This is a genomic window from Stappia sp. TSB10GB4 (assembly GCF_900185745.1).
Taxonomy (GTDB): Bacteria; Pseudomonadota; Alphaproteobacteria; order Rhizobiales; family Stappiaceae; genus Stappia.
Genome location: NZ_FYAV01000026.1, coordinates 17997 through 42576 on the forward strand (window position 1 = coordinate 17997; position 24580 = coordinate 42576).

The window sequence follows — 24580 nt, forward strand, 5'->3', positions numbered from 1 at the left end:
CACAGGCACGATCCGACCGGCGGGATGCCACCGACCGGCCGCCGCAGCCCTGTCCCACGGGAGCCACAGGATGATCCGGCAGGAATGGACCGTCGGGCTGATGACCGGCACGGTGCTGGACGGCAATATCGACGTGGCGCTGCTGCGCAGCGACGGCGAGAGCATCGCCGAATTCGGCCCCTGGACGCTGGCGCCCTATCCGGACGGCCTCAGGCCCCTGCTGGTCGAGACCCTGGCACAGGCGGCCGACTGGGGGTTTTCCGGCGACGAGCCGGCGATCTTCGCCGAGGCCGAGGCCCGTGTCACCGAAGCCCAGAGCGAGGCGGTCGCCAGGTTTCTCGATGAGGTCGGCCTGCCGCGGGCGGAGGTCGCCGCCATCGGCTTCCACGGCCAGACCGTGCTGCACCGCGCGCCGATGCCGGATCGCAAGGGCCGCACCCGCCAGCTCGGCGACGGCGCCGACATGGCCCGCCGGCTCGGCATCACGGTCGTCAACGATTTCCGCAGCGCCGACATGGCCGCTGGCGGCCAGGGCGCGCCGCTGGCCGCGATCTACCACGCCGCCCTGCTGAAGCGCGCGGATGCCGGCCCCGAGACCGCGGTGCTCAATCTCGGCGGCGTCGCCAACATCACCTGGGTCGATGCGGACGGCGTGCCGCACGCCTTCGACACCGGCCCGGCCAACGCGCCGCTCAACGACTGGATCGGCCGCAAGGGCCTCGGCGGCATGGATCGCGACGGACGGATCGCCGCCACCGGCAGGGTCGACGAGGCGCGGCTCGCCCGCCTGCTCGAACATCCCTATCTCGCCGCCCCCTATCCCAAGTCGCTCGACCGCAACGACTTCACTTCGGCCATGGCCGACGGCCTGTCGGACGCGGACGGCGCGGCGACGCTGACCGCCTTCACCGCCGGCGCGGTCGACAGGGCGCTCGCCCGCCTGCCGCAGCGCCCGCAGCGGCTGGTGCTGTGCGGCGGCGGCCGCCACAACCCGGTCATGCGCCGCGAGATCGCCGAGCGCGCACGTGTCGAGGTGCTGATGTCGGAGGATCTCGGCTGGCGCGGCGATGCCGTGGAGGCCGAGTGCTTCGCCCTGCTCGCCGCCCGCACCCTGCGGGCCCTGCCGATCAGCTTTCCGACCACCACCGGCGTCGCCCGTGCCCTCGGCGGCGGCGTCGTCCACGCAGCGCCGGCATACCTGCAGGCCGGTGCCCGATGACCCTGCGACCGCCACAGAGCCTGCGGCCGCGCCGCGCGGACGACCTGCTCCAGGATCCCTTCCGCGAGGAAGCGGCGGCCGAGCGTGTCGCCTCGCTGGTGCGGCTCAACCGGGCGCTGGCGAGCGCGCTGGAGCGGCTGGAGAGCGCCGCCCGCCGGTTCCGCGAAGCCGGGCGCGAAGCCCGCGACGAGGCGCGCCGGCACTGGCGCCGCCGCCATGCCGAGGCCGGCGAGGCACTGTGGAACGTGCTGATCCAGCGCGAGACGTGCGGCCTGCATCGCCACGAGGGGTACTTGCGCGAATTCGGCGTGCCCGGCTCTGTGCACCTGCTGATGGGGCCGGCGGCAACGGCGATGGATCCGCCCGATCCGCCGCCGCTCGCCGACCCCGCCCCCGCCGCTCCAGACCGGACATCGCACCCTGCATGACCCCGTTTCCGCCCTCCACAGCCACCCCTTCGTGGGACGAAGGCAACACCTTGCGAAATGTTCTCTCCGGCCGGACGACAAATGCGAGACAAGCCTTCCCACGAAGCAAGCCCCCGGTATATGGACAGGGCTTCCAAAATCCCCAGCGCCGGACCGCCGTGCCGACCATGAGCAGACTTCTTGCCCGAAGCCGGAAAGCGGCTGTCAACGCGGCGCTCGCCACCATGCTGCTGGCCTTCGTGCCGGCTCCCGAAGGGCCGCGCGGCCTGCCGTCGATGACGGGTCAGGCGCAGGCCGCGACCACCGTGCCGCCCGGCAACCGCTCCGCCGCGCAGCCGCGCATCCCCTTCGCCTCCGCCCGGCGCACCGCCGCCGGCGGATCGGGCTATGAGGCCAAGTTCGACCGGATCATCGGGGTGCTGCGCCGCGACACCCGGCTGATCCGCGACATCAAGCGCGTCGCCGATCTCTACGGCATCGATCCGGTGCACATGCTCGGCGCCATCGTCGGCGAGCATACCTACAATTACGACAGCCTGGACAGCGCCCAATCCTACTACGTCAAGGCGCTCAGCTATGCCGGGATCCGCATGGAGTTCTCGCTCGGCGGCGAGCATGTGCAGGATTTCGTCGAACGGCCGCAGTTCGAGCGCTGCAATGCCGGGCGCAAGGACACCAACACCCTGTGGAACTGCTACCAGCGGGTCTGGAACGCCACCTTCCGCGGCAACCGCGTGGACGGCATCCGCTATCCGGACAAGACCTTCAACGAGGCGTTCTTCCAGCCGCTCTTCGCCGGCCAGAGCTTCGGGCTCGGGCAGCTCTCGCCCCTGACCGTGCTGATGATGAGCGACAAGGTGGCGAGCACCAGCGGCCTTGCCAAACTGTCGCCGCGCGACGAGCAGGAAATCTACCGCGCGGCGATGGATCCGGGCCGCTCGCTCCACTATATGGCGGCGATCCTGCGCGATGCCATCGACGCCTACAAGTCGGTCGCCAATGTCGACATCTCGAAGAACCCGGGCATCACGTCGACGCTCTACAATCTCGGCGACCCCTGGTCGCGCGCCGCGGAATACCGGCGCCGGCGCGCCGCCGGCACCCAGCCCTGGCCGGTCGAGAACTACTATGGCTGGCTGGTAAACGACAGGATCGAGGTCCTGCGCGGGCTTCTCTAGCCGCCGCCGAGCACCGGGCGCGGAACCGCCTCACCTCAGATACGGATTGGTGCGCCGCTCGTGGCCGATGGTCGACGCCGGACCGTGGCCGGGCAGGAAGGTCACGTCGTCGCCGAGCGGCAGCAGCTTGTCCCGGATCGAGGCGATCAGCGTCTCGTGATTGCCGCCCGGCAGGTCGGTGCGCCCGACGGAGCCGGCAAACAGCACGTCGCCGGAAATCGCAAAGCGCAGCTCCGGGTCGAAATAGACCAGATGGCCCGGCGCGTGGCCCGGACAATGCAGCACCTGGAAGCTGCGGCCGGCCATGGTCAGGTCGTCGCCTTCCGACAGAAAGGTGTCCGGCTCGACCGAGCGGGCCTCGCCGACGCCGAACTCGCGCGCCTGCTGCTCGACCCGCTCCAGCAGCGGCCGGTCCGCCTCATGCGGCCCCAGCACCGGCACCGCCAGCCGCTCGGCAAGGTCCGCCGCGCCGCCGACATGGTCGATATGGCCGTGGGTGAGCACGATCTTCTCCACCTTGACCCCGTGCTCGGCCAGCGCGCCGAGGATCCGCTCGACATCGCCGCCCGGGTCGATCACCGCCCCGGCCTTCGTCTCCCGGTCGAAGATCACCGAACAGTTCTGCTGGAAGGCCGTAACCGGGATGACGATGATCTGGATGGGGGGCTCCTGGCCCTGCGGTTCCGACATGACGGCTCCCGTGTTGGGGGTTACGCTGGCGCGGCACACTCGCCCTGACGGGGCCGCTGACACGCGCTCAGGTAACCCGTCGGCTGCCGGTCTGGCAACCGCCGGCGACGGAAATGCCCGGCCCGCGCCGCCTGTCCTGTCATTTCCGGCAGGGCAAATGCCGCGCTGCAGCCTCTCTCCTTCGGAAAAAACCGTCACACACGCGGATTGCAAGGGTTTTCCTTGCCCGAAAGGCGCCTGAGACCGTATGATATTCACGCGGTTGGTAAGGCTGGAGCGGTGCGCGGGTGCCGAAAGCATGAGTTCGGGCGGTTCGGCAAGACACAAGTCATCGAAATTGGTCACGCTGCACGCTCGCGACGGTTTTCCCTTGGGGAAATCGGGCGCGGCGATGTGGCGGGCAGCCGCATGTGGACCCTGGCGTGGCAAGGACTGAGAAGGCAGCCCTGCGCCGGAAGATGGTGATCTGCGAGCCTGCTGCTGTGGCAGGCCGTTACAAGGTGATGTGAACATGGAAGACTGGCGTTCGGACAATCGTCGGCAGGGAAAGCGGCGCGGCGGTTCGAAGGACTATGGTGGGGACGGGGACGAGTTCGACGCTGGTTTCGACCATGGCAAACGCAACAAGCCCGAACGCGGCGGACGGCGTGACAGTTTCGGAGAAGCCGGTTGGACTGCCCCGGAGCCGGGCCTTGCGCCGGAAGAGCCTTATGCGCCGGCTGACCGGTTTGGCGGCGGTGGCGATCGCGGCCCGCGCGGCGGCGGCTTCGGCGGCCCCCGCGAAGGCGGCGATCGCGGTCCCCGGCGCGGCCCTCCGGCCGAGCGTGGCCCGCGCCAGACCGGTGTCGTGAAGTTCTTCAAGTCCGACAAGGGCTTCGGCTTCATCATGCCGGACAATGGCGATGCGGACGTCTTCGTGCACATCTCGGCGGTCGAGCGCTCCGGCCTCACCAGCCTGGACAGCGGCCAGCGCGTCTCCTTCGAGACCGAGCCGGACCGGCACGGCAAGGGGCCCAAGGCTGTCGAACTGAAGATCGAGGAAGGCGGCGGCGAGGAGGTCTGAGCGACCTTCCGACGTGCCAACCTTCGCAAGGAACTGCCGCGCGCTCGGGCCTGCGGCACCCATGCGAACCGACATGGCGGCGGCCAGCGATGGCCGCCGTCTTTCGTTTCTCCCGCCCCCGAAGCCTCATAGCCCCGCCGGCTGCCTCCGAGGGTCACCGGAACCGGCCGTGCCTGCAGCCGACTTCGCGGCCGAGGTTCGCGCAACGGGAAGACTTGCAAGCCGTGCGGCAAGCAGCCATAGACCGGACATGATCGACATTCGCCCCTTCACACCTGCGGACACCGACGCCGCGCTCGCCGCCAACGAGGCGAGCCTGCCGGCCGTCAACAGCCTGACCCCGGACGAGTTGCGCGCCCTGGCAGCACAGAGCCGCCACACCCTGGTGGCCACTGGGCCCGACGGCCTCGTCGGCCTGATGGTCTGCCTCGACGAGACCGCCGACTATGACAGCCGCAACTTCGCCTGGCTGAAGCAGAACCTCGGACGGTTCTCCTATGTCGACCGGATCGCGCTGGCACCTGCCGCGCGCGGCTCGGGCACCGGCGAGCGGCTCTATCGCGCATTGCTCCAGCGACTGGCGGCCGATCCCGAGCGGGCCGGACTGCCGCTCGCCTGCGAGGTCAACACGCGGCCGGCCAATCCCGGCTCGCTGCGCTTCCACCAGCGGCTCGGCTTCGCCGAGATCGGCGCGAGCGATCATGGCGACAAGGCGGTCGTCTATCTGGCCCGGGCGGTGACGCTCGCGGAACAGGAAGGAGCTTCAGCGTGAACTATCGGCACGCCTTCCATGCGGGCAATATCGGCGATGTGCTCAAGCACGCGACGCTCGCCCGCATCCTCACCTATCTGAAGACCAAGGATGCACCGTTCCGGGTCATCGACACCCATGCCGGCCTCGGGCTCTACGACCTGACCAAGGGCGACGCCCAGCGCACCGGCGAATGGAAACAGGGCATCGCCCGGGTCCTGGAAACCCCGCAGCCGCCGAAGGTCGCGGATCTGCTCGCGCCCTGGCTCGATGTGGTGCGTGAGGTCAACGGCTGGCCGGAGGGGGGAAGCGGCAGACTGACGCTCTATCCTGGCTCGCCGCTGCTCGCCCGCAAGCTGATGCGCGACCAGGACCGGCTGACGGCGACGGAACTGCATCCGCTCGATGCCGCCAAGCTTGCCGAGCTCTTTGACGGCGATCACCACACCAAGGTGATCGAGCTCGACGGCTGGCATGCGATCAAGAGCTTCGTGCCGCCGAAGGAGAAGCGCGGGCTGATCGTCGTCGATCCCGCCTTCGAGGAGCCTGACGAGTTCGAGCGCCTCGCCTCGGGCCTCTACAAGGCCTGGCGGCGCTTCGGCACCGGTGTCTACATGGCCTGGTATCCGATCAAGGACCGCAAGCTGATCAAGCGCTTCTACGACGCGATGTCGGTCTCCGGCATCACCCGGATCTCGGTCGCCGAGCATCTCGCCGGACGTCCCGCGCCGGACAAGCCGATGGCCGGCAGCGGGCTGATCATGATCAACGCGCCGTGGGTGCTGAAGGGCGAGCTGGAAATCCTGCTGCCCTGGCTGACCGAAACCCTGCAACAGGGGCGCGGTGCCGAGTGGAAGGTCTTCGACCTGACCGGCGAATAGCCGGACATGGCGGTGGCCCGCGAGTGCGACGGGCGCTTGACCGGGGCTGCCCGCTGACGCATCGTCCACAAGCTCAGACGTGCCCCGAGGAGACCGCCGCATGACCGCCATCATCCGCCCGCTTCTGCGCAGCCTGTCTGGCGCCGCGCTGGCCGCCCTGCTGGCCCTGCCGGCAACCGCCGGCGAGCGGCCCTATTTTTCCTGGAACAGCGACCCGCGCGTGCCCGAATGCGAGGCGATGTCGGTGCAGGGCGCCGTCATGGGCCACATTGCCCGCGCCGATCCGGACTATGGCCGCGGCCTCAAGATCCGCGACATGCACCGGATCGTCGAGACCGGCTACAGGGTCAACCAGCCGAGCCCCTATGCCCGCCGCTACTGCGAGGCCCGGGCGCGGATGAGCGATGGCCACGAGCGGCGCGTCTACTACGCGATCATGGAGCATAGCGGCTTCGTCGGCGTCTCGTGGAACCTGCAGGCCTGCGTCGCCGGTCTCGATCCCTGGCGGGTCTATGACGCCCGCTGCCGGACGGTTCGTCCCAACTGAGCAGGCCCCGACAAGGCGGGATAGGCGCGATGCGACAGCCCGGCCCTGCGCCGCTCCGACGGGCGCGTGTCCACCTCCGGGGCACGGCTTTCACGGTGCTGCTGCTGGCGCTTGCCTGCCTGCTGACGGGCGCGGCGCAGGTCGAGGCGCGGGACGCCGGCCGCTTCGACTACTATGTCCTCGCCCTGTCCTGGTCGCCCTCCTACTGCGCCCGCGCCGGTCGCTCCGCCGATCCGATGCAATGCCGGGCGGCGCGGCCCTTCCGCTTCGTGCTGCATGGGCTGTGGCCGCAATATGAGCGCGGCTATCCGGAATTCTGCCGGCTGCCGCAGGGCAGCGACCTGTCGCGCGAGACCATCGAGCACATGCTCGACATCATGCCGAGCCGGGGGCTGGTCCGTCACCAGTGGCGCAAGCACGGCAGTTGCAGCGGGCTGGAGCCCGAGGCCTATTTCGATCTGTCCCGCCAGGCCTTCGCCAGGGTGAAGATCCCCGCTGCCTTCACCGCCACGACGGCCGGCGGGCAGGTGTCGCCCGATGCGGTGGAGACCGCCTTCCGCCTCGCCAATCCGGGCCTGCGCGACAATGCCATCGCCATCACCTGCGAAGGAGGACGGCTGAGCGAGGTGCGGGTCTGCCTGACGCGTGATCTCCAGTTCCGCTCCTGTCGCTGGGTCGACCGGCGCGGCTGCACCCAGAGGCAAATCAATGTCCCTCCCCCCGCTCGCTGACCGTTGCCACCCTCACCCAGGCCGGGCCGCGCGCGCGGCCGTCCTCGCCCTTGGCCTAGCCACCGGGATGCCGCCCGCCGCCGCATTGGCCGAGGCCTTCGGCGACTGGCGGCTCGACTGCGCGACGCGCGAGGCCTGCCGCCTGTTCGTCGAGGGCCGCGAGGAGGTGACCGGCGAACCGCGCTTCACCCTGGCGCTCGCCGCCAGCGGCCAGGCTCTGGCGCTGGAATTCGCCTCCCGCGGGCCGCGCCCGGATGACGGCCGCGCCATGCAATGGGAGGTCGACGGCCAGTTGCTGCATGTGCTGCGCCCCGGCGAGTTCGCGCTGCATGACGATGTCCGCCGCCTCTTCGTCACCGATGGCGCGGCCGGGCGCAAGCTCCTGGCGGCCATGCGCAAGGGTATGCGCCTGCGCATCTCCTATCTCGACGCGGTGGCCGAGGCGCATGACGCGGTGTTCTCGCTGGACGGGCTGACGGCAGGACTGGAGGCGCTGGCCGGCAAGGCGGAGCTTGCCGCATCGCCGCCGGTCGCCGCGCCGGCGCTCGCGGAAGTCGCCGCTCCCTCGCGCAGCGAAGCGGTTGCCGCTCTCGGCATTCCCTATGCGGTGCTGGAACGCCACGCCCGCACCAGCGACTGCGAGAGCACCGACAGCAGCGCCTTCCGCAACGTCGACATCCCCATCGCCGCACTCGGGCAGACGGCAGTGCTCTACGCCCTTCCCTGCACGGTGTCCGGCCGGACGGTGACCTATCGCCTCTACCTGCGCGACACCGGCGAGATCGGCGGCCTCGAAACCCTGTTCTTCGCCCTGCACGACCCGCGCTTCGGCTGGATCGGCACGGACCTGCTGGCCAATGTCGGCTTCGACGATGTGTCGAGAACCTTGCGGGCCGACTATGCCGGCCCGTCGGACCGGACCTGCGGCTATCGCGCCGCCTGGTCGTGGCAGGACCATGCCTTCCGCCTGGAAAGTTTCGAGGGACCCGGAGACTGCCGCGACGCTGGAAATCCGGGGCGCTGGCAGCGTCATCATCCCCGCTGAGGCCGACCACTCAACCGGACTATCGGCGCAGCATCTCGTCCAGCTTCTGCCTGACCTGCTGCGGCGAGGCGCGCAAGGGGTCCGCGACCATCGCCAGGGCCGGCGTCTTGTCCGAGATCACCTCGTTCACCGCCTGATGATAGCGGCTCAGCGGCACGTCGAGGATGTCCGGACGGTAGGGCGCAAGCGAGGGGCCGGACACCGCGTAGACCGCGGCCGACAGAAACAGCGCCTTGCAAAACGCTCCGAGCGGAGAGTGAAGCGACAGCCGCATGTCGGGCCCCTTGCGCGTGAGGGAGAAGGCCGAGAGGCCGCTTGCGGCCTCCGTGATCCCCAAGTGATCCCCACGCTAGAAACGGCCCTTTAACGAGACCTTACCGTGCTCCCGACAATTCGCCTCAACAACGTGCTGAAACCCTTGTTGTTTTTCAAGCCGTGGACAAACAACGCAAAACCGCGTTAACCAGAGAGATGCCATCCTGAAAAAAGCTGGCACTCCTTCCCCGTCCCCCGCAAGGCGCGCCCTGCGGCTTCAGTCCCACACCATCCGATCCGCGCCACAGCAACACCGGAGGTTTCCCGTGCTCGTGCTCCGCTCCTCCCCGCCCTCGCCCTTCGGCCGCAAGGTCAAGATCGCGGCCGCCGTCCTCGGCCTCAAGGACCGCATCACGGTCGAGATGACCGACACGCTCGATCCGCAGGATTCGATTCGCGGCCAGAACCCGCTCGGCAAGATCCCCGCCTTGGTGCGGGAGGATGGCAAGGTGCTGTTCGACAGCCGGGTGATCCTGGACTATCTCGACCACCTGGCCGGTGGCGGCCGCATCATCCCGACCGGCGAGGCCCGCTTCGACGTGCTGTGTCTTGCAGCTCTTGCCGACGGGCTGATGGATGCCGCCCTGCTGCAGGTCTACGAGGCGCGTTTCCGCCCCGAAGAACGCCGCCATGCCGACTGGCTCGCCTATCAGGGCGAGAAGGTGACCCGCGCACTCGCCGTTCTTGAGGCGAACCCGCCGGCGGCGCTTGCGGCCGGTGCCACGCCCGATGTCGGTCAGATCGGCGTTGCCTGCGCGCTCGGCTATCTCGACCTGCGCTTCGGCGGCGCCTGGCGGGCCGATCACCCGAAGCTGGTCGCCTGGCTCGACGCCTTCGAGGCGGCCGTGCCGGCCTTTGCCGAGACCCGCATCGCCGCGTGAGGCCTCCCCTCACGCCAGTACGGGATATCCGAGCGCGGCCGCCTGCCGGTCGCGCTCGGCGATGACCGCATAGTCCTGGACATCGAAAGCGACGAAGCCCCGCAGCGACAGCGCTGCGCGCAGATCGCTGGTTGCCGCCTCGATCGCCGCGACCACCGCCCGCCGCAGGACCGGAACCCACGCGTGATTCGCCCGTGCCGTGATCAGCGGCAGGCCCGGCGTCGGCGGCGTCTCCAGCAGCACCCGCACCTTGCGCGCCGCCGGCTCATGCGCCTGCGCCAGACGGAAGCTCACGGCATCGAGCGTGGCGGCGTCGGCCTGCCCGCCGGCCACCGCCTGCAGGGCGGCGCGGTGGGAGCCGGTCTCGATCACGCCGGAGAAGAGCGCCCGCCCCTTGGCAAGCGGTGCCAGAAGATGGCGCAGCGCGCCCTCTCCCGATTGCGAGCCCGAATGATTGTAGGCGAGCCGCGCACCCTTCAGATCGGCGAGCGTTGCCGCCGCGCTGCCCTGTGGCACGACCACCACCGAGCGGTAGTGGCCGGGCGGACAGCCGTCGAGGCCATAGTCGGGTGAGCCCAGCACGCAAACCGCCTCCGCCAGATGGCGCACCAGCGGCAGCCCGCAGGTCTGGCCGATCAACAGGGCGGGATCGCGCCAGGCCGGTAGGAGCTCGCGCCCACGCTCCAGCCGCGCCGGGGCGGCGAGGCCGTGATCGCGAAGCGCCTCGCGCAGGAGGGACCAGAAGCGGTCGGTCTCGCTCCGCACCTCCGGCCAGTCATACATCGGCAGGAAAGCGAAGCCTGCGGGTTTGACGGAGGAAGAGGACACGCGGTGCCTGTCTGCTGGGAACAGTCGGAGAGGTGACGACGGGACCTTAGGAAGCAAGCCGGGGAGAGGCAACCCGCCCGCAACACTGTAAAACGGCGCGGGATCCTGCAGAAACGACAACGGGGAGCCGATGTGGCTCCCCGTCGTGCAGTCCGTGCCGCAAGCGGCTCAGAACTTGTAGCTGACGCCGAACCGGACCTGGTTGTTGTCCAGACGGGTCCTGTAGGTCTGGCCGCCGAGCCCGAACTTCGTGGTACCGTAGTCCTGGTACTGGTATTCCAGGCGCGCCGTGATGTTCTCGGTGACGGCACCTTCGACACCGGCACCCAGCGTCCAGCCGATACGCGCCACGCTCTTGGAGGCGCCGTTTGCCCGGACATCCACATCGGCAATGGCAAGACCACCGGTACCGAAGACCAGGAAGCGGTCGAAGGCCCAGCCGGCGCGCGCGCGCACCGTGCTGTTCCAGTCGCTGCTGGTCTTGTAGTTGACGCCGGCAACCGTGCGCGACTTGTCGATGGCGCTGAGGCTGAAGTCAGCTTCGGCACCGACCAGGAAGTTCGGCGAAACCATATAGTTGTAGCCGGCGTGCACACCGCCGGTCACACCGTTGTCGCGGGTGTTGAAACGACCGGTCACCGCATTGGTGGTGCGGAAATCGGACCAGTTCCATCCGAGATGCCCACCGAAGTAGAACCCCGACCAATCGAACCGTCCGGCCGGAGCCGGGTCCGCATAGGTGTAGCTCTGAACGGGCTGCGGAAGGTCGGCCGCGAATGCCGGGCCACTCGCCGCAAGGGCGGCGGCCGCAGCAAAACCGGCAGCAGCTAGACGCTTCATGTGAATACTCCAGTTACGCGTTGATCAATCAGACATGCAGGCGCGCACGCAGCACATGTCCGGCCCCCCAACGAACAAGTTATGGAGGCGAAATGTGGCGATGCCCGTAACGAAATGAGGAGATCCCGTGGCAGCGGTCGATTTTTTGGCGACGTGGTAACCAATTGGTTACCTTGGGGGATCGATAGATTTCACCAGGGGAGCGGACATGACGGACGGTCTCCGCCGCCCACGCGGTGCCCCCGTATCAGACCCGAAACGTCCGCCGGAAGCAACCGTTTGCTGGCGGGTGGCTATCCCCGGACGCAGGGCAGCATCCCGCATGCCGGGCTTTTCATCTGCAGCCGAATACATATATAGGGCAGGCTTCAGGCAGGCAGCAGGTTGGCAGTCGAGCCGGGCTCCGCAAGGCGCCGCACTGCCCTGCCGACCAAGCACGCTCGCACGTCAGTTCACCTCTCAACCGGGTGTCACAGCTTCATGCTCATCGACTATGTCAGCCTCGTCGGGGGTCTCGTCGTTCTGATCGTCGCCGGCGACGTTCTGGTTCGGGGGTCGGTGAGCGTTGCGGAACGGTTGGGCATTCCCACCCTGGTGATCGGACTGACCATCGTCGCCTTCGGCACCAGCGCGCCGGAACTCGTCATCTCGCTCAGCGCCGCCCTGGACGGTCTGTCCGGCATTGCCATCGGCAATGTCGTCGGTTCGAACGTTGCCAATGTGCTGGCCGTTCTCGGCCTGCCGGCGCTGTTCGCCGCGACCTCCTGCGACGAGAATGGCGCGGTGCGCAACTCGGTCTTCATGGTCGCGGTCAGCGCCATCTTCATCGGCATGTGCTTCTACAGCCCGATCTCGCGGATCGACGGCGGGATCCTGTTGCTGCTGCTGGCTCTTTTCCTCTGGGAGTCCGTCCGCGCCACCCGCAAGCACCGGGCCCAGAATGTCGGCGCCGCAGCGGTTGCCGATGCCGACGGCGAGCTGCCCTTCGACGAGGTGGAAGGTGTCCCCGACAATATCGGTCTCGCGGTTCTCTTCATCCTTCTCGGCCTGATCGGCCTGCCGCTCGGCGCCCATTTCACCATCGAGGGCGCCTCGTCGCTGGCCCGGAGCTGGGGCGTGTCCGACGCGGTGATCGGCCTCACCGTCGTCGCGCTCGGCACATCGCTGCCGGAACTGATGACCTCGCTGATGGCCGCGATTCGCGGCCACGCTGCGGTGGCGCTCGGCAATGTGATCGGCTCGAACGTTTTCAATCTGGTCGCGATCATCGGCATCACCTCCATCGTCGTGCCGCTGCAGGTGCCGGAGGAAGTGCTGCGCTTCGACCTGTGGGTGATGTTTGCCTGCGCCCTTCTCGTGCTGGCCTTCGCCGCGTTCAGGATCACGATCCGCTGGCCCGCCGGCCTGCTCCTCAGCGCCCTTTATGTCCTCTATATTTTCATCGTGTTCCAGACCGGCAAGATCGCCTGATCGGACCTTGCCGAAATCGCGTAAGCTGCGCTGACGTTCGTTCCGTTCGATATCCAGCGAGTCGCCATGCCCGTCTCCCAGAGCCCCGCAGAGACACCCCCAGAGACACCCTCAGAGCTCCCCTCAGGGACACCGGCAGATCCCGCGCAGCCCGTCGCCCTGGTGACGGGCGCGGCCTTGCGAATCGGTCGGGCCATCGCCGAGGACCTTTCGGCCAACGGCTTCCGCCTGGCGATCCATGCCCACCGCTCGCTGTCGGAGGCAGAAGCGCTGGCGAGGAACATCGCCGAACGCGGCGGCAGCGCCTGCATCGTCTCCGGCGACCTGACCCGGCCGGAAACGCCGCAGCGGATCATGGCGGCCGCCCGCGCACAGCTTGGCCCCGTCCGCCTGCTGGTCAACAGCGCCTCGATCTTCGAGAAGGACGAGATCGGCGGCCTGGAGATAGACCGCTATGAAAAGCACATGGCGATCCACACCCGCGCGCCGATCTTCCTGACCCAGGAGATGGCCAACGCCCTGCCGGACGGCATGAACGGCCTCGTCGTCAACATCATCGACCAGCGGGTCTGGAAGCTGACGCCGCAGTTCTTCTCCTACACCCTGTCCAAGGCGGCGCTGTGGACAGCGACGCAGACGCTGGCGCAAGGGCTCGCCCCGCGCATCCGCGTCAACGGCATCGGCCCCGGCCCGACGCTCGCCAACACCCGCCAGCAGCCGTCCGACTTTGCCCGCCAGGCCGAGGCCGTGCTGCTGCGACGCGGCCCCGGCCTCGACGAGTTCGGCCGAACGATCCGCTATCTCTGGGACACGCCCTCGATCACCGGCCAGATGATCGCGCTCGACGGCGGTCAACATCTTGCCTGGGAAACCCCGGACGTCGTAGGCATGGAGGAATGACCGGACGCAAGAACGACACCCCACCCGAGGACGACGACCTGCCAGAGGCGTTCGACCTCGACGATACCGAGGACGGTGACGGCGCGGGCGAAGGCACTGGGGAAGACACTGGGGAAGACACTGGCGCGACCGCCGGCGGGCGCGCGCCCCTGCCCGTGTTCGAGGCGGAACCCTCCCCGCTCGGACCCGAGGCGCGCGGCGTCGACGTCATCTCGCATGCCGTGCGACGGCTGCCGCTGGGACCGGGCGTCTACCGGATGCTCGACGAGGAGGGCACGGTCCTCTATGTCGGCAAGGCGCGCTCGCTGAAGAAGCGGGTGACCAGCTACCCCCGCCTGCAGGGCCAGTCCAACCGCATCCTGCGGATGATCATGGCGACCGCCTCGATGGAGTTCGTGACGACGCGCACGGAAACCGAGGCGCTGCTGCTCGAGGCCAACCTGATCAAGCGCCTGCGGCCGCGCTTCAACGTGCTGCTGCGCGACGACAAATCCTTCCCCTACATCCTCGTCACTGGCGACCACGAGGCCCCTGCCCTCGTCAAGCATCGCGGCGCCCGCCGCCGCAAGGGCAGCTATTTCGGCCCCTTCGCCTCGGCCGGCGCGGTCAACCGGACGATCAACGCGCTGCAGAAGGCGTTCCTGATCCGCAACTGCTCCGACAGCTATTACGCCAATCGCAGCCGCCCCTGCCTGCTCTACCAGATCAAGCGCTGCGCCGGCCCCTGCACCGGCGAGATCGAGCCGGAGGATTATGCGGGCCTGGTCGCGGAGGCGAAGTCCTTCCTGTCCGGCCGCAGCCAGATGGTGAAGAAGGATCTCGCCCGGCAGATGGAAGCGGCGGCGGAAACGCTCGATTTCGAGCGCGCGGCCGTCTATCGCGACCGCCTTTCCGCCCTCTCGCACATCCAGTCGCACCAGGGTATCAACCCGCAGAACGTGGAGGAGGCGGACGTCTTCGCCATCCACGAGGACGGCGGGCAATACTGTATTCAGGTGTTCTTCTTCCGCACCGGCCAGAACTGGGGCAACCATGCCCTGTTCCCGCGCGCCGACCGATCGCTCGGCGTTGCCGAGGTGCTGGAGAGCTTCCTCGCCCAGTTCTACGACGACAAGCCGGTGCCGCGGCTGGTGCTGCTGTCGCACGAGATCGAGGAACGCGCGCTGCTCGCCGCCGCCCTGTCGGAGAGCGCCGGCCACAAGATCGAGGTGGCGGTGCCGCAGCGCGGCGAGAAACGGGAACTGGTCGAGCACGCGCTGAAGAACGCCCGCGAGGCGCTTGGCCGCCGGCTGGCCGAGACCAGCAGCCATGCCCGCCTGCTCAAGGGCGTCGGCGAGGCCTTCGGCCTCACCGCAACGCCGCGCCGCATCGAGGTCTATGACAACTCCCACATCATGGGCACCAACGCCGTCGGCGGCATGATCGTCGCCGGCCCCGAGGGCTTCGCCAAGGGCCAGTACCGCAAGTTCAACATCCGCTCGCAGGATCTCGTTCCGGGCGACGACTACGGCATGATGCGCGAGGTGCTGACGCGGCGCTTCTCGCGGCTGCTCAAGGAGCATGCCGACGAGCGCAAGGCGGCAACGCCCGCTCCCGAGGCGGCGGCGACGGACGAGGAGACGGTCGAGGACAGCGGCGCGCTGCCGGCCTGGCCGGACCTCGTCTTCATCGACGGCGGCCTGGGACAGCTCAACGCGGCACGCGAGACGCTGAGCGCGCTCGGCATCGAGGACGTGCCGCTGGTCGGCATCGCCAAGGGGCCGGACCGGGATGCGGGGCGGGAGAAGTTCTTCATTCCCGGCAAGCCGTCCTTCATGCTGCCGGAGCGCGATCCGGTGCTCTATTTCGTCCAGCGCCTGCGCGACGAGGCGCATCGCTTCGCCATCGGCACGCACCGGGCGCGGCGCAAGAAGGACATTACCCGCAACCCGCTCGACGAGATCGCCGGCATCGGTCCTGCCCGCAAGCGCGCCCTGCTGCGCCACTTCGGCACCGCCAAGGCCGTCTCCAAGGCCGGGATCGACGATCTGATGGCGGTGGATGGCGTGTCGGAATCGGTCGCGCGCGCGATCTACGACCACTTCCACGAATAGCGCCCGCGCCGCCCAAATCTGTGCAAAACCGCTCCTGCCGGTCTGGCAGGTGGCGGCAAGCCGCCATGATGCGAAAAGCCCAGCGGGCGATTCCCTGTCACCACCAGCCTTGTTCGGACCCATGGCGAAGCTCTATTTCAGCTACTCCTCGATGAATGCCGGCAAGTCGACGATCCTGCTGCAGGCGGCCTACAATTATCGCGAACGCGGCATGGCCGCCCTGTTGCTGACGGCGGCGCTCGACGACCGGGCGGGGCGCGGACGCATCGCCTCGCGCATCGGGCTTGCGGCCGAGGCGGATCTGTTCGAGGCGACCACCGACCTTGCCGCCCATATCCGCCCCCGCCGCAGCGAGGGGCCGCTCGACTGCGTCTTCGTCGACGAGGCGCAGTTCCTGACCGAGGCGCAGGTGTGGCAGCTCGCCTCCGTCGCCGACGACATGGGCATCCCGGTGATGTGCTACGGCCTTCGCACCGACTTCCAGGGGCGCCTGTTCCCCGGCAGCGCCGCCCTGCTGGCGCTGGCCGACACCCTGCGCGAGGTCAAGACGATCTGCTGGTGCGGCCGCAAGGCCACCATGGTCGCGCGGCTGGATGGCTCGGGCCGGATCGTCGAACAGGGCGAGCAGGTGGTCATCGGCGGCGAGGACCGCTATGTCTCCCTGTGCCGGCGGCACTGGTCGCGGCGGCAACTGTCGCATGAAGGCGGCCACGGCGCCGCGACGAACGAGGGGGCGGACGGCGCCTGACGGCGGCACAGGACACGGCCATGACACCGCATGCGCGGCACGGTGAGGGAAGGACGGACAATGGTTTTCGGGAAACTCTTCGGCGGACTTTTCGGCGGTGGCGACAAGGCCCCGGCGGCCTCGCGCCACCAGACGCAGGAATACAAGGGCCACCTCATCACCCCGGCGCCGACCGCGCGTGACGGCCAGTGGCAGGTCGCGGGCTCGATCTGCCGCACCTTCGAGGACGGCGAGACCAAGACTCACGACTTCATCCGCGCCGATCTGATGCCGAGCGAGGAACAGGCGGCGGAGTTCGCCGCGCGCAAGGCCCGCCAGATCATCGACGAGCAGGGCGACCGCCTGTTTGGCTGAACGCGTCTCGCCGGGCCGCAGCGCCTATCGGCCCTGCGAGCGGAAGTCTTCCAGCCGCTGGATCTGCCGGCCGTTCAGGTCGAAATTCTCCGGCGAAAGCCAGGCCTCGAACGCGGCGCGCAGGCGCGGCCATTCGCTGTCGAGGATCGAGAACCAGGCGGTGTCGCGGTTGCGGCCCTTGTAGATCATCGCCTGGCGGAACGTGCCCTCGTAGGAGAAGCCGAGACGCCCGGCGGCGCGCCGCGACGGCGCGTTGAGCGCGTCGCATTTCCACTCGTAGCGGCGATAGCCGAGCTCGTCGAACACCCGCCGCATCATCAGATACATCGCCTCGGTGGACTGCACGCTGCCCTGCATCAAGGGCGAGAAGTTGATGTGCCCGACCTCGATGACGCCGTTGGCCGGGTCGATCCGCAGATAGCTGGCGACCCCCAGTTCGCGGCCGGTCGCCGCGTCCACCACCACATGGAACAGCGGATCCTCCCCGGAATAAGTCGCCTCGGCAAAGCGCTGGAACTCGTCCTCGGTCTCGCTGGGGCGGTAGCCGAGATAGGTCCAGTTGCGCCCCTCCCGATCCTCCCGATAGGCCTGAAAAAGACCGGGCGCATGGCGCGGCTCAAAAGGCTCAAGACGGCAGGCCCTGCCTCCCATCGCCGCGCGCGGCGGCCTTGGACGCGCCGTCCAGCCCGCAACCTCCGGCCCGATCGCCTGCCCGAATTCGTTCCGCCGCTCGATCATTCCAACGCCCCGCCACCTGTCTGGACCGCACCCAGATATACCGCGCCCGCACACCCGTGCGAGCACCGCCCGCACGCAGTTTCACGGCACCGGTGAGAGGCTTGCAAGGCCCTGCGGCACCGAGGGCCGATTGACGCGATGGGGTCCGCATGCTTCAAGGACCAGAGCAATCCCTGCCACTCATGCAGTGCGAGACCCTGAAGCGACATGTCTCAATCCCATGTCTGGAGCCTTCCCAACATCCTGACCTACGGCCGCATCCTTGCGGTGCCCGCGGTCATGATCTGCTTCTATTTTCCCGGCCATGGCCCGCGCTGGATCGCCCTCGGCATCTTCATCGTCGCCGCGATCACGGATTTCTTCGACGGCTACCTGGCCCGCGCCTGGCAGCAGCAGTCGCGCCTCGGCCAGATGCTCGACCCCATCGCCGACAAGCTGCTGGTCGCCGTGTGCCTGCTGCTGCTGGCCGGTCGGGGCGACATCGCCGGCTGGTCGATGATCGCTGCCGCGATCATCCTGTGCCGGGAGATCCTGGTGTCGGGCCTGCGCGAATTTCTGGCGGAACTGCGGGTCAGCGTGCCGGTGACCAGGCTCGCCAAGTGGAAGACGACGGTCCAGCTTGTCGCCATGGCCTTCCTGTTGGCCGGCCCGGCCGGCGAGGCCGTGCTTCCCGGCACCCAGTTGCTCGGGCTGATCGCCCTGTGGATCGCCGCCCTGCTGACGCTATATACGGGCTACGACTATTTCCGGGCCGGCATCGGCCATCTGGTGCGGGACTGAACCGCAAGCCGGCGCGAGGACGGAGCACGCCATGCAACTGCGCTATTTCGCCTGGGTCCGCGAGCGCATCGGTCTCGATGCCGAGACCGTGGATCTGCCGGGCGACGTCGCCACCGTCGCCGATCTGCTCGACTGGCTCGCCTCCCGCGACGAGGGCTATGCCAGCGCCTTTGCCGAGCGGGAGATCATCCGCGTCGCCCTCGACCAGGAGCATGCCGAGCACGACGCGCCGCTTGCCGGCGTGTGCGAGGCGGCTTTCTTCCCGCCGATGACCGGCGGCTGAGGCAGCCATGACTGGCACACCGAAGCCGCTCCAGGCCCCCCCGCCGCCGGTGGACGTCCGCATCCAGAGCGGCGATTTCGACGTAGCCGCCGAGATCGAACGGCTGCGGCAGAGCCATCCGAACATCGGCGCCGTCGTCACCTTCACCGGCCTGTGCCGCGACGAGGGCGGGCGCCTCGCCGCGCTGGAACTCGAGCACTATCCCGGCATGGCCGAGGCGGAGATCACCCGCATCGCCCGTGAGGCCTGCGCCCGCTGGCCGCTCGACGGGCTGACGGCGATCCACCGCCACGGCCGCATCGAGCCCGGCGGCAACATCGTGCTCGTCGTCGCCGCCTCCCGCCATCGCCGCGCCGCCTTCGAGGCGGCCGAGTTCCTGATGGACTATCTCAAGACCCGTGCTCCGTTCTGGAAGAAGGAGCACCTGAAGGACGGCAGCAGCGGCACCTGGGTCGATGCCCGCGACAGCGACACGCGCGACGCCGACCGCTGGAAGGCTTGACCTGCCGCCGATAAGGGAGGATGTCTTGCCTATTCGTGGCAGACATGCCCCCCTCCCCAACAGGCGCGCCCCGCATTGATCCGGGGCCTGCGACCGGACCGCTCATGACCTCCACAGCAACGCCCGTCGCGACGCTCGACGGCCCGCGCCATGGCCTCGGCTTCAAGGAATTCGTCGCCATCGTCGCGGCGCTGATGGCGCTGAATGCCCTCGCCATCGACGTGATGCTGCCCGCGCTCGGCGACATCGGCCGGGCCTTTGCCATCACCGATCCCAACGAACGCCAGAAGATCGTCATCGTCTATCTGATCGGCTTCGGCTGCGCGCAACTGGTCTGCGGCCCGCTGTCCGACCGCTTCGGCCGCCGTCCCGTCCTGCTTGGCGGACTGGCGCTCTATGCCGCCGCCGGCCTGTTCAGCGTCGTCGCCGCCTCAATGGACCAGATGCTGCTCGCCCGCCTGCTGCAGGGCATCGGCTGCGCCGCCCCGCGCGTGGTGGCGGTGTCGGCGGTGCGCGACTGCTATTCCGGCGCGCGCATGGGCAGGGTCATGTCGCTCGTCATGATGGTGTTCATGAGCGTGCCGATCATCGCCCCGTCCATCGGCCAGGTGATCCTCCTTGTCGCGCCCTGGCGGGCGATCTTCCTGATGCTGACTTTCGGCGGCTTCGCCATGCTCGGCTGGTGCGCGCTGCGGCTGCGCGAGACGCTTCCCGTGGAGGAGCGCCGGCCGCTTTCGGTCTCCACCGTTCTCGGCGCCTATCGCGCCACGCTCGCCACGCGGGTGACCTTCGGCTACATGCTGGCGACGACGCTGATTTTCGGGGCGCTGTTCTCGTTCATCGCCTCGGCTCAGCAGGTCTTCGTCGACCTGTTCGGCCTCGGCCCGGCCTTTCCGCTGGTCTTCGCCCTGATGGGTCTGGCGCTCGCCGCCGCGTCCTTCCTCAGCGCCTCCCTGGTCGAGCGCATCGGCCTGCGCCCGCTCTCGCATTGGGCCCTGGTCGCCTATGCCCTGCTCAACATCATTCAGGTGATCGCCGCGCTGACCCTCGGCTCCAACGTCTTCGTCTTCACCTCTCTGCTGGTGCTCGGCATCTTCTCCTTCGGACTGATCGGCCCGAGCTTCAACGCCATCGCCATGGAACCGGTCGGCCACATCGCCGGCGCCGCCTCGGCCCTGCTCGGCTTCGTCACCACCAGCGGCGGCGCCGCACTCGGCTTTCTCGTCTCCAGCCGCTTCGACGGCTCGGTGCTGCCGTTGACCCTCGGCTTCGCCTGCTTCGCGCTGTCGGGCCTTGCCGTCGTCGCCTGGACCGAACGCGGGCGGATGTTCGCCGTCTAGCCCCCCTTCAAAGGCAAAAGGGCGACCCGCCGGCCGCCCTTCGCAGTGTCGCTCGCTGAGGAGTACCTGACGGTCTCAGCCGGCGGCTGCGACCTTCACCGCCGCCTTTGGCTGCACTTCGAGGTGATAGTCTTCCATCAGGGTCTTGGTGATCGGATGGACCGTGAACGTATACGGCCCGACCTCGGACACCGGGGTCACTTCCGCCGCCGTGCCGGTGAGGAAGCAGGCCTCGAAGCCCGCCATCTCCTCCGGCAAGATCGCCCGCTCGATCACCTCGAAGCCGCGCCGCTTGGCCAGGTCGATGACCGTGCGGCGGGTGATGCCGTCGAGGAAGCAGTCCGGCTTGGGCGTGTGGATCTTGCCGTCCTTCACGAAGAAGACATTGGCGCCGGTCGCCTCGGCCACCTGGCCGCGCCAGTCCAGCATCAGGGCGTCGGCATAGCCTTTGCGCTCGGCCTCGTGCTTGGAGATCGTGCAGATCATGTAGAGGCCGGCCGCCTTGGAGCGCGAGGGCGCGGTCATCGGGTCCGGACGGCGATAGGCCGCCATGTCGAGACGAATGCCCTTCAGCCGCTCTTCCGGCTTGAAGTAGCTCGGCCATTCCCAGGCGGCGATCGCCAGGTGGATGGTGTTGGACTGGGCCGACACGCCCATCATCTCGCTGCCGCGCCAGGCCACCGGGCGAACATAGGCATCGACCAGATTGCCCTTTGCCAGCAGCTCCCGCGTCGCCTGGTTGATGGTCTCGGCGCTGTAGGGGATCTCGAAGCCGAGGATCCGGGCCGACTCGTGCAGGCGCTCGGTGTGCTCGCCCAGCTTGAACACCTCGCCGCCATAGGCGCGCTCGCCCTCGAAAACGCTGCTGGCATAATGCAGGCCGTGGCTCAGTACGTGGAGCTTGGCTTCGGCCCAGGGCACGAACACGCCATCATACCAGATGTGGCCTTCGCGTTGGTCAAAGGGCAACTGCGCCATATGAACTACTCCCGAAACAGGCAACGGGCTCGGTCCCGTTTGCGTTTGCGTTGTGTTTGAATGAGATGCCGGTCCGCCGGCACCGTCACGACTGCAATATGCTTCCGCCTCGCGGCTTTGCGCGGCCCGCCAACTGTTTGTATGGTGACGGGCCCCTCGGCGCCTGACCACGCGCGACACCGGAGTCGCACGCCTGGCCCGGAAAGCCACGGTCTGCAGCGCCGATGGACAACATCTACCATGCTTGAACGGCGATGACGTACGATCGTTTCGCAGCAGACTGGATACGTGTAACAATCAGTCGGAAATAAGTCAATATGGCTGACGTAAATTTCTCGCAGGACTCGGACGAGGGGCAGCCGGCCCCTGCGATGGCGATCCCGATCGACCTCATCGAGCTGCTGTTCTTCGCCTATCGCGACTTCACGGCGGACCCGGACGCGGCGCTGGCCGAATTCGGGTTCGGCCGGGCCCATCACCGCGTGCTGCATTTCGTCAACCGCAATCCGGGCCTGCGGGTCACCGACCTGCTGGCGATCCTCAAGATCACCAAGCAGAGCCTTGCCCGGGTGCTGAAACAGTTGGTCGAGGAAGGCTATATCCTACAGGAGCCGGGACCGCAGGACCGGCGCGAGCGCCTGCTCTTCGCCACGGCCAAGGGCGAGGAACTGGCCGCGCGCCTCACCGACCTGCAGGCCCGCCGCATCCGCCGCGCGCTCGCCGCAATGCCGCCGGAGAGCCACGATATTGCCCGGCAGTTCCTGTATCATATGATCGATCCGGATCAGCGCGGCGATGTCGCCCGGCTGATCGACAGCCAGATCCCAACGAGGTAGGCCCGTGACGCTGGACAGCACCGAGACCCAGGCAGACGGCACGCCGCCGGTGGCGGGTGTGCAGGATGACGCGCCGCACCTGCTCCTGGTCGACGACGACACCCGCATCCGCACCCTGCTCAAGCGCTTCCTTGCCGAGCACGGCTTCCGCATCACCGTCGCCGCCTCCGCCGCCGAGGCGCGCCGGCGGATGAACGGGCTGGCCTTCGACCTCCTCGTGGTCGACGTGATGATGCCGGGCGAAAGCGGACTGGAACTGGCCGCCGACCTGCATGCCCGCTCCGACGTGCCGATCCTGATGCTGACCGCCCGGTCCGACGCCGCCGACCGGATCGCCGGGCTGGAGGCGGGTGCCGATGATTACCTTGTGAAGCCGTTCGAGCCGCGCGAACTGTTGCTGCGCATCCGCGCGATCCTGCGCCGCCGCTCCGCCACCGATGTCGCCGTGCCGACCGACATCCGCTTCGGCCCCTATGTCTTCGACCCGGCCCGCCGCGAGTTGCGGCGCGGCGACGAGATCATCCGCCTGACCGACCGGGAGAAGGAGATCCTCGTCCTCTTCACCGAAAAGCCCAACGAGACCGTGCCGCGCACCGAGATCGTCGGCGACGACAGCGGCCTTGGCGAGCGCACGGTCGACGTGCAGATCAACCGGTTGCGCCGCAAGATCGAGACGGATCCCGGCAACCCGCTCTATCTGCAGACCGTGCGCGGCATCGGCTACCGGCTCGTATGCGATTGAAACAGGCGTTTCGCGGCGCCCTCGCCCGCCTCCCGAAGCTTCCCGTTCCCGGCGTGCTGCGCCGGGCCGGCGCGCTTGTGGCAACGCCGTATCAGGCGCTGGCGCGCGCGCTCTACCGGCGCATGCCGAAGGGGCTGTTCACCCGCACCCTGCTGATCATCGTCATCCCGCTGGTGGTGATGCAGGCGGTGCTCGCCTTCGTGTTCCTGGAACGGCACTACAACCTCGTCACCCAGCGCCTGTCGGACGCCGTCGTCCGCGACATCTCGCTGATCGTCCGCCTGACGGAGAGCAGCACCGGCGAGGAAGAGTTCCAGCGCCTCGCCCAGATGGCGCGGAGCGACCTTGGCCTTGCCATCACCCTGCTGCCGCCGGAGCCGCTGCCGCCGCCCCGCCCCAAGCCCTTCTTCGACATCGTCGACCGCTACCTGTCGCAGCAGGTCGCCGCGCGGATCGGCAAACCCTTCTGGATCGACACGGTCGGCCGCTCCAGCTTCGTGGAACTGCGCATCAAGCTGGAGAACGGCGTGCTGCGCGTGATCGCCCGCCGCAGCCAGACTTATGCCTCCAACTCGCATTTCTTCATCGTCTGGATGGTCTCGACCTCGCTCGTCCTCGTTGTCATCGCGCTGCTGTTCCTGCGCAACCAGACCCGCCCGGTCGAGCGCCTCGCCACCGCCGCGGAGAGCTTCGGCAAGGGGCGCCCGATCGAGGATTTCCGACCCAGCGGCGCACGCGAGGTGCGCCGCGCCGCCCAGGCCTTCATCGAGATGCGGCGGCGCATCGAGCGCCAGATCGAGCAGCGCACCACGATGCTCGCCGGTGTCAGCCACGACCTGCGCACGGTGCTGACGCGCTTTCGCCTGCAGCTCGCGCTGTTCCCCGCCAGCGAGGAAGTGCGCGCCCTGCAGCGTGATGTCGACGAGATGAAAACGATGCTGGAGGACTATCTCGCCTTCGCCCGCGGCGAGGGCGACGAACAGGCGCAGCCCACCGATATCGGCCTGATGTTCGAGGAACTGGAGGCGGAGGCGGAGATCCTCGGCGCGGCGGTGTCCTCGCATCTGCAAGGTCCGCCCGAGGTGACGCTGCGGCCCAACGCCTTCAAGCGGGCGCTCACCAACCTTGTGACCAATGCCGCCAGGCACGGCGACAGGCTGAACATCGACGGCCGCAACGCCGATGGCTGGCTGACGATCACCATCGAGGACGACGGCCCCGGCGTGCCGGTCGAGGAACGGGAGAACGTCTTCCGTCCGTTCTACCAGCTCGACCACGCACGCAATCGCGACAGCGGCGGCAGCGGCCTTGGCCTCGCCATCGCCCGCGACATCGTCCGCGCCCATGGCGGCGACATCGTGCTGGGCGAAAGCGAGACCCTGGGCGGCCTGCGCGCCCGCGTCCGGATCCCGGTTTAGC

28 protein-coding genes are annotated in these 24580 nt (G+C 68.4%); 22 read left to right on the top strand and 6 right to left on the bottom strand.

Features of this window, described 5'->3' with window-relative positions:
* Positions 1–70: 70 nt before the first annotated feature.
* The 3 genes from TSB10GB4_RS02795 to TSB10GB4_RS02805 all read left to right on the top strand — a co-directional run bounded on the left by TSB10GB4_RS02795 (position 71) and on the right by TSB10GB4_RS02805 (position 2825).
* Positions 71–1219, top strand: coding sequence for an anhydro-N-acetylmuramic acid kinase (locus tag TSB10GB4_RS02795; protein ID WP_371328847.1), 1149 nt, complete (start codon positions 71–73; stop codon positions 1217–1219).
* Positions 1216–1647, top strand: a complete 432-nt coding sequence (locus TSB10GB4_RS02800) for a hypothetical protein (RefSeq protein ID WP_186394470.1) — start codon at positions 1216–1218, stop codon at positions 1645–1647. Before TSB10GB4_RS02795 ends, TSB10GB4_RS02800 begins: the two co-directional genes overlap by 4 nt.
* 167 nt (positions 1648–1814) lie before the next feature.
* Positions 1815–2825 carry a DUF1402 family protein gene (locus tag TSB10GB4_RS02805; RefSeq protein ID WP_208984381.1) on the top strand — a complete coding sequence of 337 codons (1011 nt, stop codon included), beginning with the start codon at positions 1815–1817 and terminating at the stop codon, positions 2823–2825.
* A 30-nt stretch (positions 2826–2855) separates the two neighbouring features.
* On the opposite strand, the gene TSB10GB4_RS02810 is transcribed toward TSB10GB4_RS02805, so the two are convergent.
* The gene (locus TSB10GB4_RS02810; RefSeq protein ID WP_305849836.1) at positions 2856–3515 is read right to left on the bottom strand and encodes an MBL fold metallo-hydrolase; all 660 of its coding nucleotides are present in this window, start codon (positions 3513–3515) and stop codon (positions 2856–2858) included.
* A gap of 511 nt (positions 3516–4026) precedes the next feature.
* Here TSB10GB4_RS02810 and TSB10GB4_RS23985 point away from each other — a divergent pair.
* From TSB10GB4_RS23985 to TSB10GB4_RS02840, 6 genes are all read left to right on the top strand, one after another.
* The gene (locus tag TSB10GB4_RS23985; protein ID WP_208984383.1) at positions 4027–4578 is read left to right on the top strand and encodes a cold-shock protein; all 552 of its coding nucleotides are present in this window, start codon (positions 4027–4029) and stop codon (positions 4576–4578) included.
* 250 nt (positions 4579–4828) lie between these two features.
* Positions 4829–5350, top strand: coding sequence for a GNAT family N-acetyltransferase (locus tag TSB10GB4_RS02820; RefSeq protein WP_186387252.1), 522 nt, complete (start codon positions 4829–4831; stop codon positions 5348–5350).
* Positions 5347–6210, top strand: a complete 864-nt coding sequence (locus tag TSB10GB4_RS02825) for a 23S rRNA (adenine(2030)-N(6))-methyltransferase RlmJ (RefSeq protein ID WP_186394471.1) — start codon at positions 5347–5349, stop codon at positions 6208–6210. Before TSB10GB4_RS02820 ends, TSB10GB4_RS02825 begins: the two co-directional genes overlap by 4 nt.
* Before the next feature lie 100 nt (positions 6211–6310).
* On the top strand, positions 6311–6757 hold the full coding sequence (locus tag TSB10GB4_RS02830; protein WP_208984385.1) for a hypothetical protein: 447 nt from the start codon (positions 6311–6313) through the stop codon (positions 6755–6757).
* A 29-nt stretch (positions 6758–6786) separates the two neighbouring features.
* On the top strand, positions 6787–7488 hold the full coding sequence (locus tag TSB10GB4_RS02835; RefSeq protein WP_186394472.1) for a ribonuclease T2: 702 nt from the start codon (positions 6787–6789) through the stop codon (positions 7486–7488).
* A 67-nt stretch (positions 7489–7555) separates the two neighbouring features.
* The gene (locus TSB10GB4_RS02840) at positions 7556–8533 is read left to right on the top strand and encodes a DUF1176 domain-containing protein (RefSeq protein WP_186394473.1); all 978 of its coding nucleotides are present in this window, start codon (positions 7556–7558) and stop codon (positions 8531–8533) included.
* Positions 8534–8552: 19 nt separating this feature from the next.
* Here the strand turns inward: TSB10GB4_RS02840 and TSB10GB4_RS02845 are convergent, their stop codons facing one another.
* Positions 8553–8807: a hypothetical protein gene (locus tag TSB10GB4_RS02845; RefSeq protein ID WP_186387248.1), complete on the bottom strand. Its 255-nt coding sequence runs from the start codon at positions 8805–8807 to the stop codon at positions 8553–8555.
* Positions 8808–9114: 307 nt separating this feature from the next.
* On the opposite strand from TSB10GB4_RS02845, the gene TSB10GB4_RS02850 reads away from it, so the two are divergent.
* On the top strand, positions 9115–9729 hold the full coding sequence (locus TSB10GB4_RS02850) for a glutathione S-transferase family protein (RefSeq protein WP_186387247.1): 615 nt from the start codon (positions 9115–9117) through the stop codon (positions 9727–9729).
* Positions 9730–9738: 9 nt separating this feature from the next.
* Here the strand turns inward: TSB10GB4_RS02850 and TSB10GB4_RS02855 are convergent, their stop codons facing one another.
* Together TSB10GB4_RS02855 and TSB10GB4_RS02860 are read right to left on the bottom strand one after the other, a co-directional pair.
* The gene (locus TSB10GB4_RS02855) at positions 9739–10557 is read right to left on the bottom strand and encodes a phosphate/phosphite/phosphonate ABC transporter substrate-binding protein (RefSeq protein ID WP_186394474.1); all 819 of its coding nucleotides are present in this window, start codon (positions 10555–10557) and stop codon (positions 9739–9741) included.
* A 168-nt stretch (positions 10558–10725) separates the two neighbouring features.
* A complete protein-coding gene (locus tag TSB10GB4_RS02860; protein ID WP_186387245.1) occupies positions 10726–11397 on the bottom strand; it encodes an outer membrane protein in 672 nt (223 codons plus the stop codon).
* A gap of 480 nt (positions 11398–11877) precedes the next feature.
* On the opposite strand from TSB10GB4_RS02860, the gene TSB10GB4_RS02865 reads away from it, so the two are divergent.
* The 5 genes from TSB10GB4_RS02865 to TSB10GB4_RS02885 all read left to right on the top strand — a co-directional run bounded on the left by TSB10GB4_RS02865 (position 11878) and on the right by TSB10GB4_RS02885 (position 16962).
* On the top strand, positions 11878–12867 hold the full coding sequence (locus TSB10GB4_RS02865; RefSeq protein ID WP_186387244.1) for a calcium/sodium antiporter: 990 nt from the start codon (positions 11878–11880) through the stop codon (positions 12865–12867).
* Positions 12868–12933: 66 nt separating this feature from the next.
* Positions 12934–13767: an SDR family oxidoreductase gene (locus TSB10GB4_RS02870; protein WP_186394475.1), complete on the top strand. Its 834-nt coding sequence runs from the start codon at positions 12934–12936 to the stop codon at positions 13765–13767.
* Positions 13764–15860: an excinuclease ABC subunit UvrC gene (gene uvrC / locus TSB10GB4_RS02875; RefSeq protein WP_208984387.1), complete on the top strand. Its 2097-nt coding sequence runs from the start codon at positions 13764–13766 to the stop codon at positions 15858–15860. Before TSB10GB4_RS02870 ends, uvrC begins: the two co-directional genes overlap by 4 nt.
* A 121-nt stretch (positions 15861–15981) precedes the next feature.
* Positions 15982–16608: a thymidine kinase gene (locus TSB10GB4_RS02880; RefSeq protein WP_186394476.1), complete on the top strand. Its 627-nt coding sequence runs from the start codon at positions 15982–15984 to the stop codon at positions 16606–16608.
* Between the two features lie 60 nt (positions 16609–16668).
* A complete protein-coding gene (locus TSB10GB4_RS02885; protein WP_186387241.1) occupies positions 16669–16962 on the top strand; it encodes an HlyU family transcriptional regulator in 294 nt (97 codons plus the stop codon).
* A gap of 24 nt (positions 16963–16986) precedes the next feature.
* Here TSB10GB4_RS02885 and TSB10GB4_RS02890 read toward each other — a convergent pair whose 3' ends face one another.
* The gene (locus tag TSB10GB4_RS02890; RefSeq protein WP_186394477.1) at positions 16987–17700 is read right to left on the bottom strand and encodes a GNAT family N-acetyltransferase; all 714 of its coding nucleotides are present in this window, start codon (positions 17698–17700) and stop codon (positions 16987–16989) included.
* Positions 17701–17907: 207 nt separating this feature from the next.
* Between TSB10GB4_RS02890 and pgsA the strand changes: the two genes are divergently transcribed.
* The 4 genes from pgsA (at position 17908) to TSB10GB4_RS02910 (ending at position 20605) form a co-directional block, all read left to right on the top strand.
* Positions 17908–18480: a CDP-diacylglycerol--glycerol-3-phosphate 3-phosphatidyltransferase gene (pgsA, locus tag TSB10GB4_RS02895; protein ID WP_186387239.1), complete on the top strand. Its 573-nt coding sequence runs from the start codon at positions 17908–17910 to the stop codon at positions 18478–18480.
* 31 nt (positions 18481–18511) lie between these two features.
* Positions 18512–18763 carry a molybdopterin converting factor subunit 1 gene (gene moaD / locus TSB10GB4_RS02900; RefSeq protein WP_186394478.1) on the top strand — a complete coding sequence of 84 codons (252 nt, stop codon included), beginning with the start codon at positions 18512–18514 and terminating at the stop codon, positions 18761–18763.
* A 7-nt stretch (positions 18764–18770) separates the two neighbouring features.
* A complete protein-coding gene (locus tag TSB10GB4_RS02905) occupies positions 18771–19265 on the top strand; it encodes a molybdenum cofactor biosynthesis protein MoaE (protein ID WP_186394479.1) in 495 nt (164 codons plus the stop codon).
* A 104-nt stretch (positions 19266–19369) separates the two neighbouring features.
* Positions 19370–20605, top strand: a complete 1236-nt coding sequence (locus tag TSB10GB4_RS02910) for a multidrug effflux MFS transporter (RefSeq protein ID WP_186394480.1) — start codon at positions 19370–19372, stop codon at positions 20603–20605.
* Positions 20606–20680: 75 nt separating this feature from the next.
* On the opposite strand, the gene TSB10GB4_RS02915 is transcribed toward TSB10GB4_RS02910, so the two are convergent.
* Positions 20681–21583, bottom strand: a complete 903-nt coding sequence (locus tag TSB10GB4_RS02915; RefSeq protein WP_186387235.1) for a branched-chain amino acid aminotransferase — start codon at positions 21581–21583, stop codon at positions 20681–20683.
* Positions 21584–21900: 317 nt separating this feature from the next.
* On the opposite strand from TSB10GB4_RS02915, the gene TSB10GB4_RS02920 reads away from it, so the two are divergent.
* The 3 genes from TSB10GB4_RS02920 to TSB10GB4_RS02930 are packed head-to-tail and all read left to right on the top strand — an operon-like array spanning position 21901 to position 24579.
* The gene (locus TSB10GB4_RS02920; protein ID WP_186394481.1) at positions 21901–22419 is read left to right on the top strand and encodes a MarR family transcriptional regulator; all 519 of its coding nucleotides are present in this window, start codon (positions 21901–21903) and stop codon (positions 22417–22419) included.
* Between the two features lie 10 nt (positions 22420–22429).
* On the top strand, positions 22430–23161 hold the full coding sequence (locus TSB10GB4_RS02925; RefSeq protein WP_371328848.1) for a response regulator: 732 nt from the start codon (positions 22430–22432) through the stop codon (positions 23159–23161).
* The gene (locus tag TSB10GB4_RS02930; protein WP_186394482.1) at positions 23152–24579 is read left to right on the top strand and encodes an ATP-binding protein; all 1428 of its coding nucleotides are present in this window, start codon (positions 23152–23154) and stop codon (positions 24577–24579) included. The genes TSB10GB4_RS02925 and TSB10GB4_RS02930 overlap by 10 nt, the downstream gene beginning before the upstream one ends.
* Position 24580: the final 1 nt, after the last annotated feature.

Bases quoted from the DNA above. Each gene is read 5' to 3' on its own strand.
- TSB10GB4_RS02795 (WP_371328847.1), top strand. From the start codon at position 71: ATGATCCGGCAGGAATGGACCGTCGGGCTGATGACCGGCACGGTGCTG.
- TSB10GB4_RS02800 (WP_186394470.1), top strand. From the start codon at position 1,216: ATGACCCTGCGACCGCCACAGAGCCTGCGGCCGCGCCGCGCGGACGAC.
- TSB10GB4_RS02805 (WP_208984381.1), top strand. From the start codon at position 1,815: ATGAGCAGACTTCTTGCCCGAAGCCGGAAAGCGGCTGTCAACGCGGCG.
- TSB10GB4_RS02810 (WP_305849836.1), bottom strand. From the start codon at position 3,515: ATGTCGGAACCGCAGGGCCAGGAGCCCCCCATCCAGATCATCGTCATC.
- TSB10GB4_RS23985 (WP_208984383.1), top strand. From the start codon at position 4,027: ATGGAAGACTGGCGTTCGGACAATCGTCGGCAGGGAAAGCGGCGCGGC.
- TSB10GB4_RS02820 (WP_186387252.1), top strand. From the start codon at position 4,829: ATGATCGACATTCGCCCCTTCACACCTGCGGACACCGACGCCGCGCTC.
- TSB10GB4_RS02830 (WP_208984385.1), top strand. From the start codon at position 6,311: ATGACCGCCATCATCCGCCCGCTTCTGCGCAGCCTGTCTGGCGCCGCG.
- TSB10GB4_RS02835 (WP_186394472.1), top strand. From the start codon at position 6,787: ATGCGACAGCCCGGCCCTGCGCCGCTCCGACGGGCGCGTGTCCACCTC.
- TSB10GB4_RS02840 (WP_186394473.1), top strand. From the start codon at position 7,556: ATGCCGCCCGCCGCCGCATTGGCCGAGGCCTTCGGCGACTGGCGGCTC.
- TSB10GB4_RS02845 (WP_186387248.1), bottom strand. From the start codon at position 8,807: ATGCGGCTGTCGCTTCACTCTCCGCTCGGAGCGTTTTGCAAGGCGCTG.
- TSB10GB4_RS02860 (WP_186387245.1), bottom strand. From the start codon at position 11,397: ATGAAGCGTCTAGCTGCTGCCGGTTTTGCTGCGGCCGCCGCCCTTGCG.
- TSB10GB4_RS02865 (WP_186387244.1), top strand. From the start codon at position 11,878: ATGCTCATCGACTATGTCAGCCTCGTCGGGGGTCTCGTCGTTCTGATC.
- TSB10GB4_RS02870 (WP_186394475.1), top strand. From the start codon at position 12,934: ATGCCCGTCTCCCAGAGCCCCGCAGAGACACCCCCAGAGACACCCTCA.
- uvrC (WP_208984387.1), top strand. From the start codon at position 13,764: ATGACCGGACGCAAGAACGACACCCCACCCGAGGACGACGACCTGCCA.
- TSB10GB4_RS02880 (WP_186394476.1), top strand. From the start codon at position 15,982: ATGGCGAAGCTCTATTTCAGCTACTCCTCGATGAATGCCGGCAAGTCG.
- TSB10GB4_RS02885 (WP_186387241.1), top strand. From the start codon at position 16,669: ATGGTTTTCGGGAAACTCTTCGGCGGACTTTTCGGCGGTGGCGACAAG.
- TSB10GB4_RS02890 (WP_186394477.1), bottom strand. From the start codon at position 17,700: ATGATCGAGCGGCGGAACGAATTCGGGCAGGCGATCGGGCCGGAGGTT.
- pgsA (WP_186387239.1), top strand. From the start codon at position 17,908: ATGTCTCAATCCCATGTCTGGAGCCTTCCCAACATCCTGACCTACGGC.
- moaD (WP_186394478.1), top strand. From the start codon at position 18,512: ATGCAACTGCGCTATTTCGCCTGGGTCCGCGAGCGCATCGGTCTCGAT.
- TSB10GB4_RS02905 (WP_186394479.1), top strand. From the start codon at position 18,771: ATGACTGGCACACCGAAGCCGCTCCAGGCCCCCCCGCCGCCGGTGGAC.
- TSB10GB4_RS02910 (WP_186394480.1), top strand. From the start codon at position 19,370: ATGACCTCCACAGCAACGCCCGTCGCGACGCTCGACGGCCCGCGCCAT.
- TSB10GB4_RS02915 (WP_186387235.1), bottom strand. From the start codon at position 21,583: ATGGCGCAGTTGCCCTTTGACCAACGCGAAGGCCACATCTGGTATGAT.
- TSB10GB4_RS02920 (WP_186394481.1), top strand. From the start codon at position 21,901: ATGGCTGACGTAAATTTCTCGCAGGACTCGGACGAGGGGCAGCCGGCC.
- TSB10GB4_RS02930 (WP_186394482.1), top strand. From the start codon at position 23,152: ATGCGATTGAAACAGGCGTTTCGCGGCGCCCTCGCCCGCCTCCCGAAG.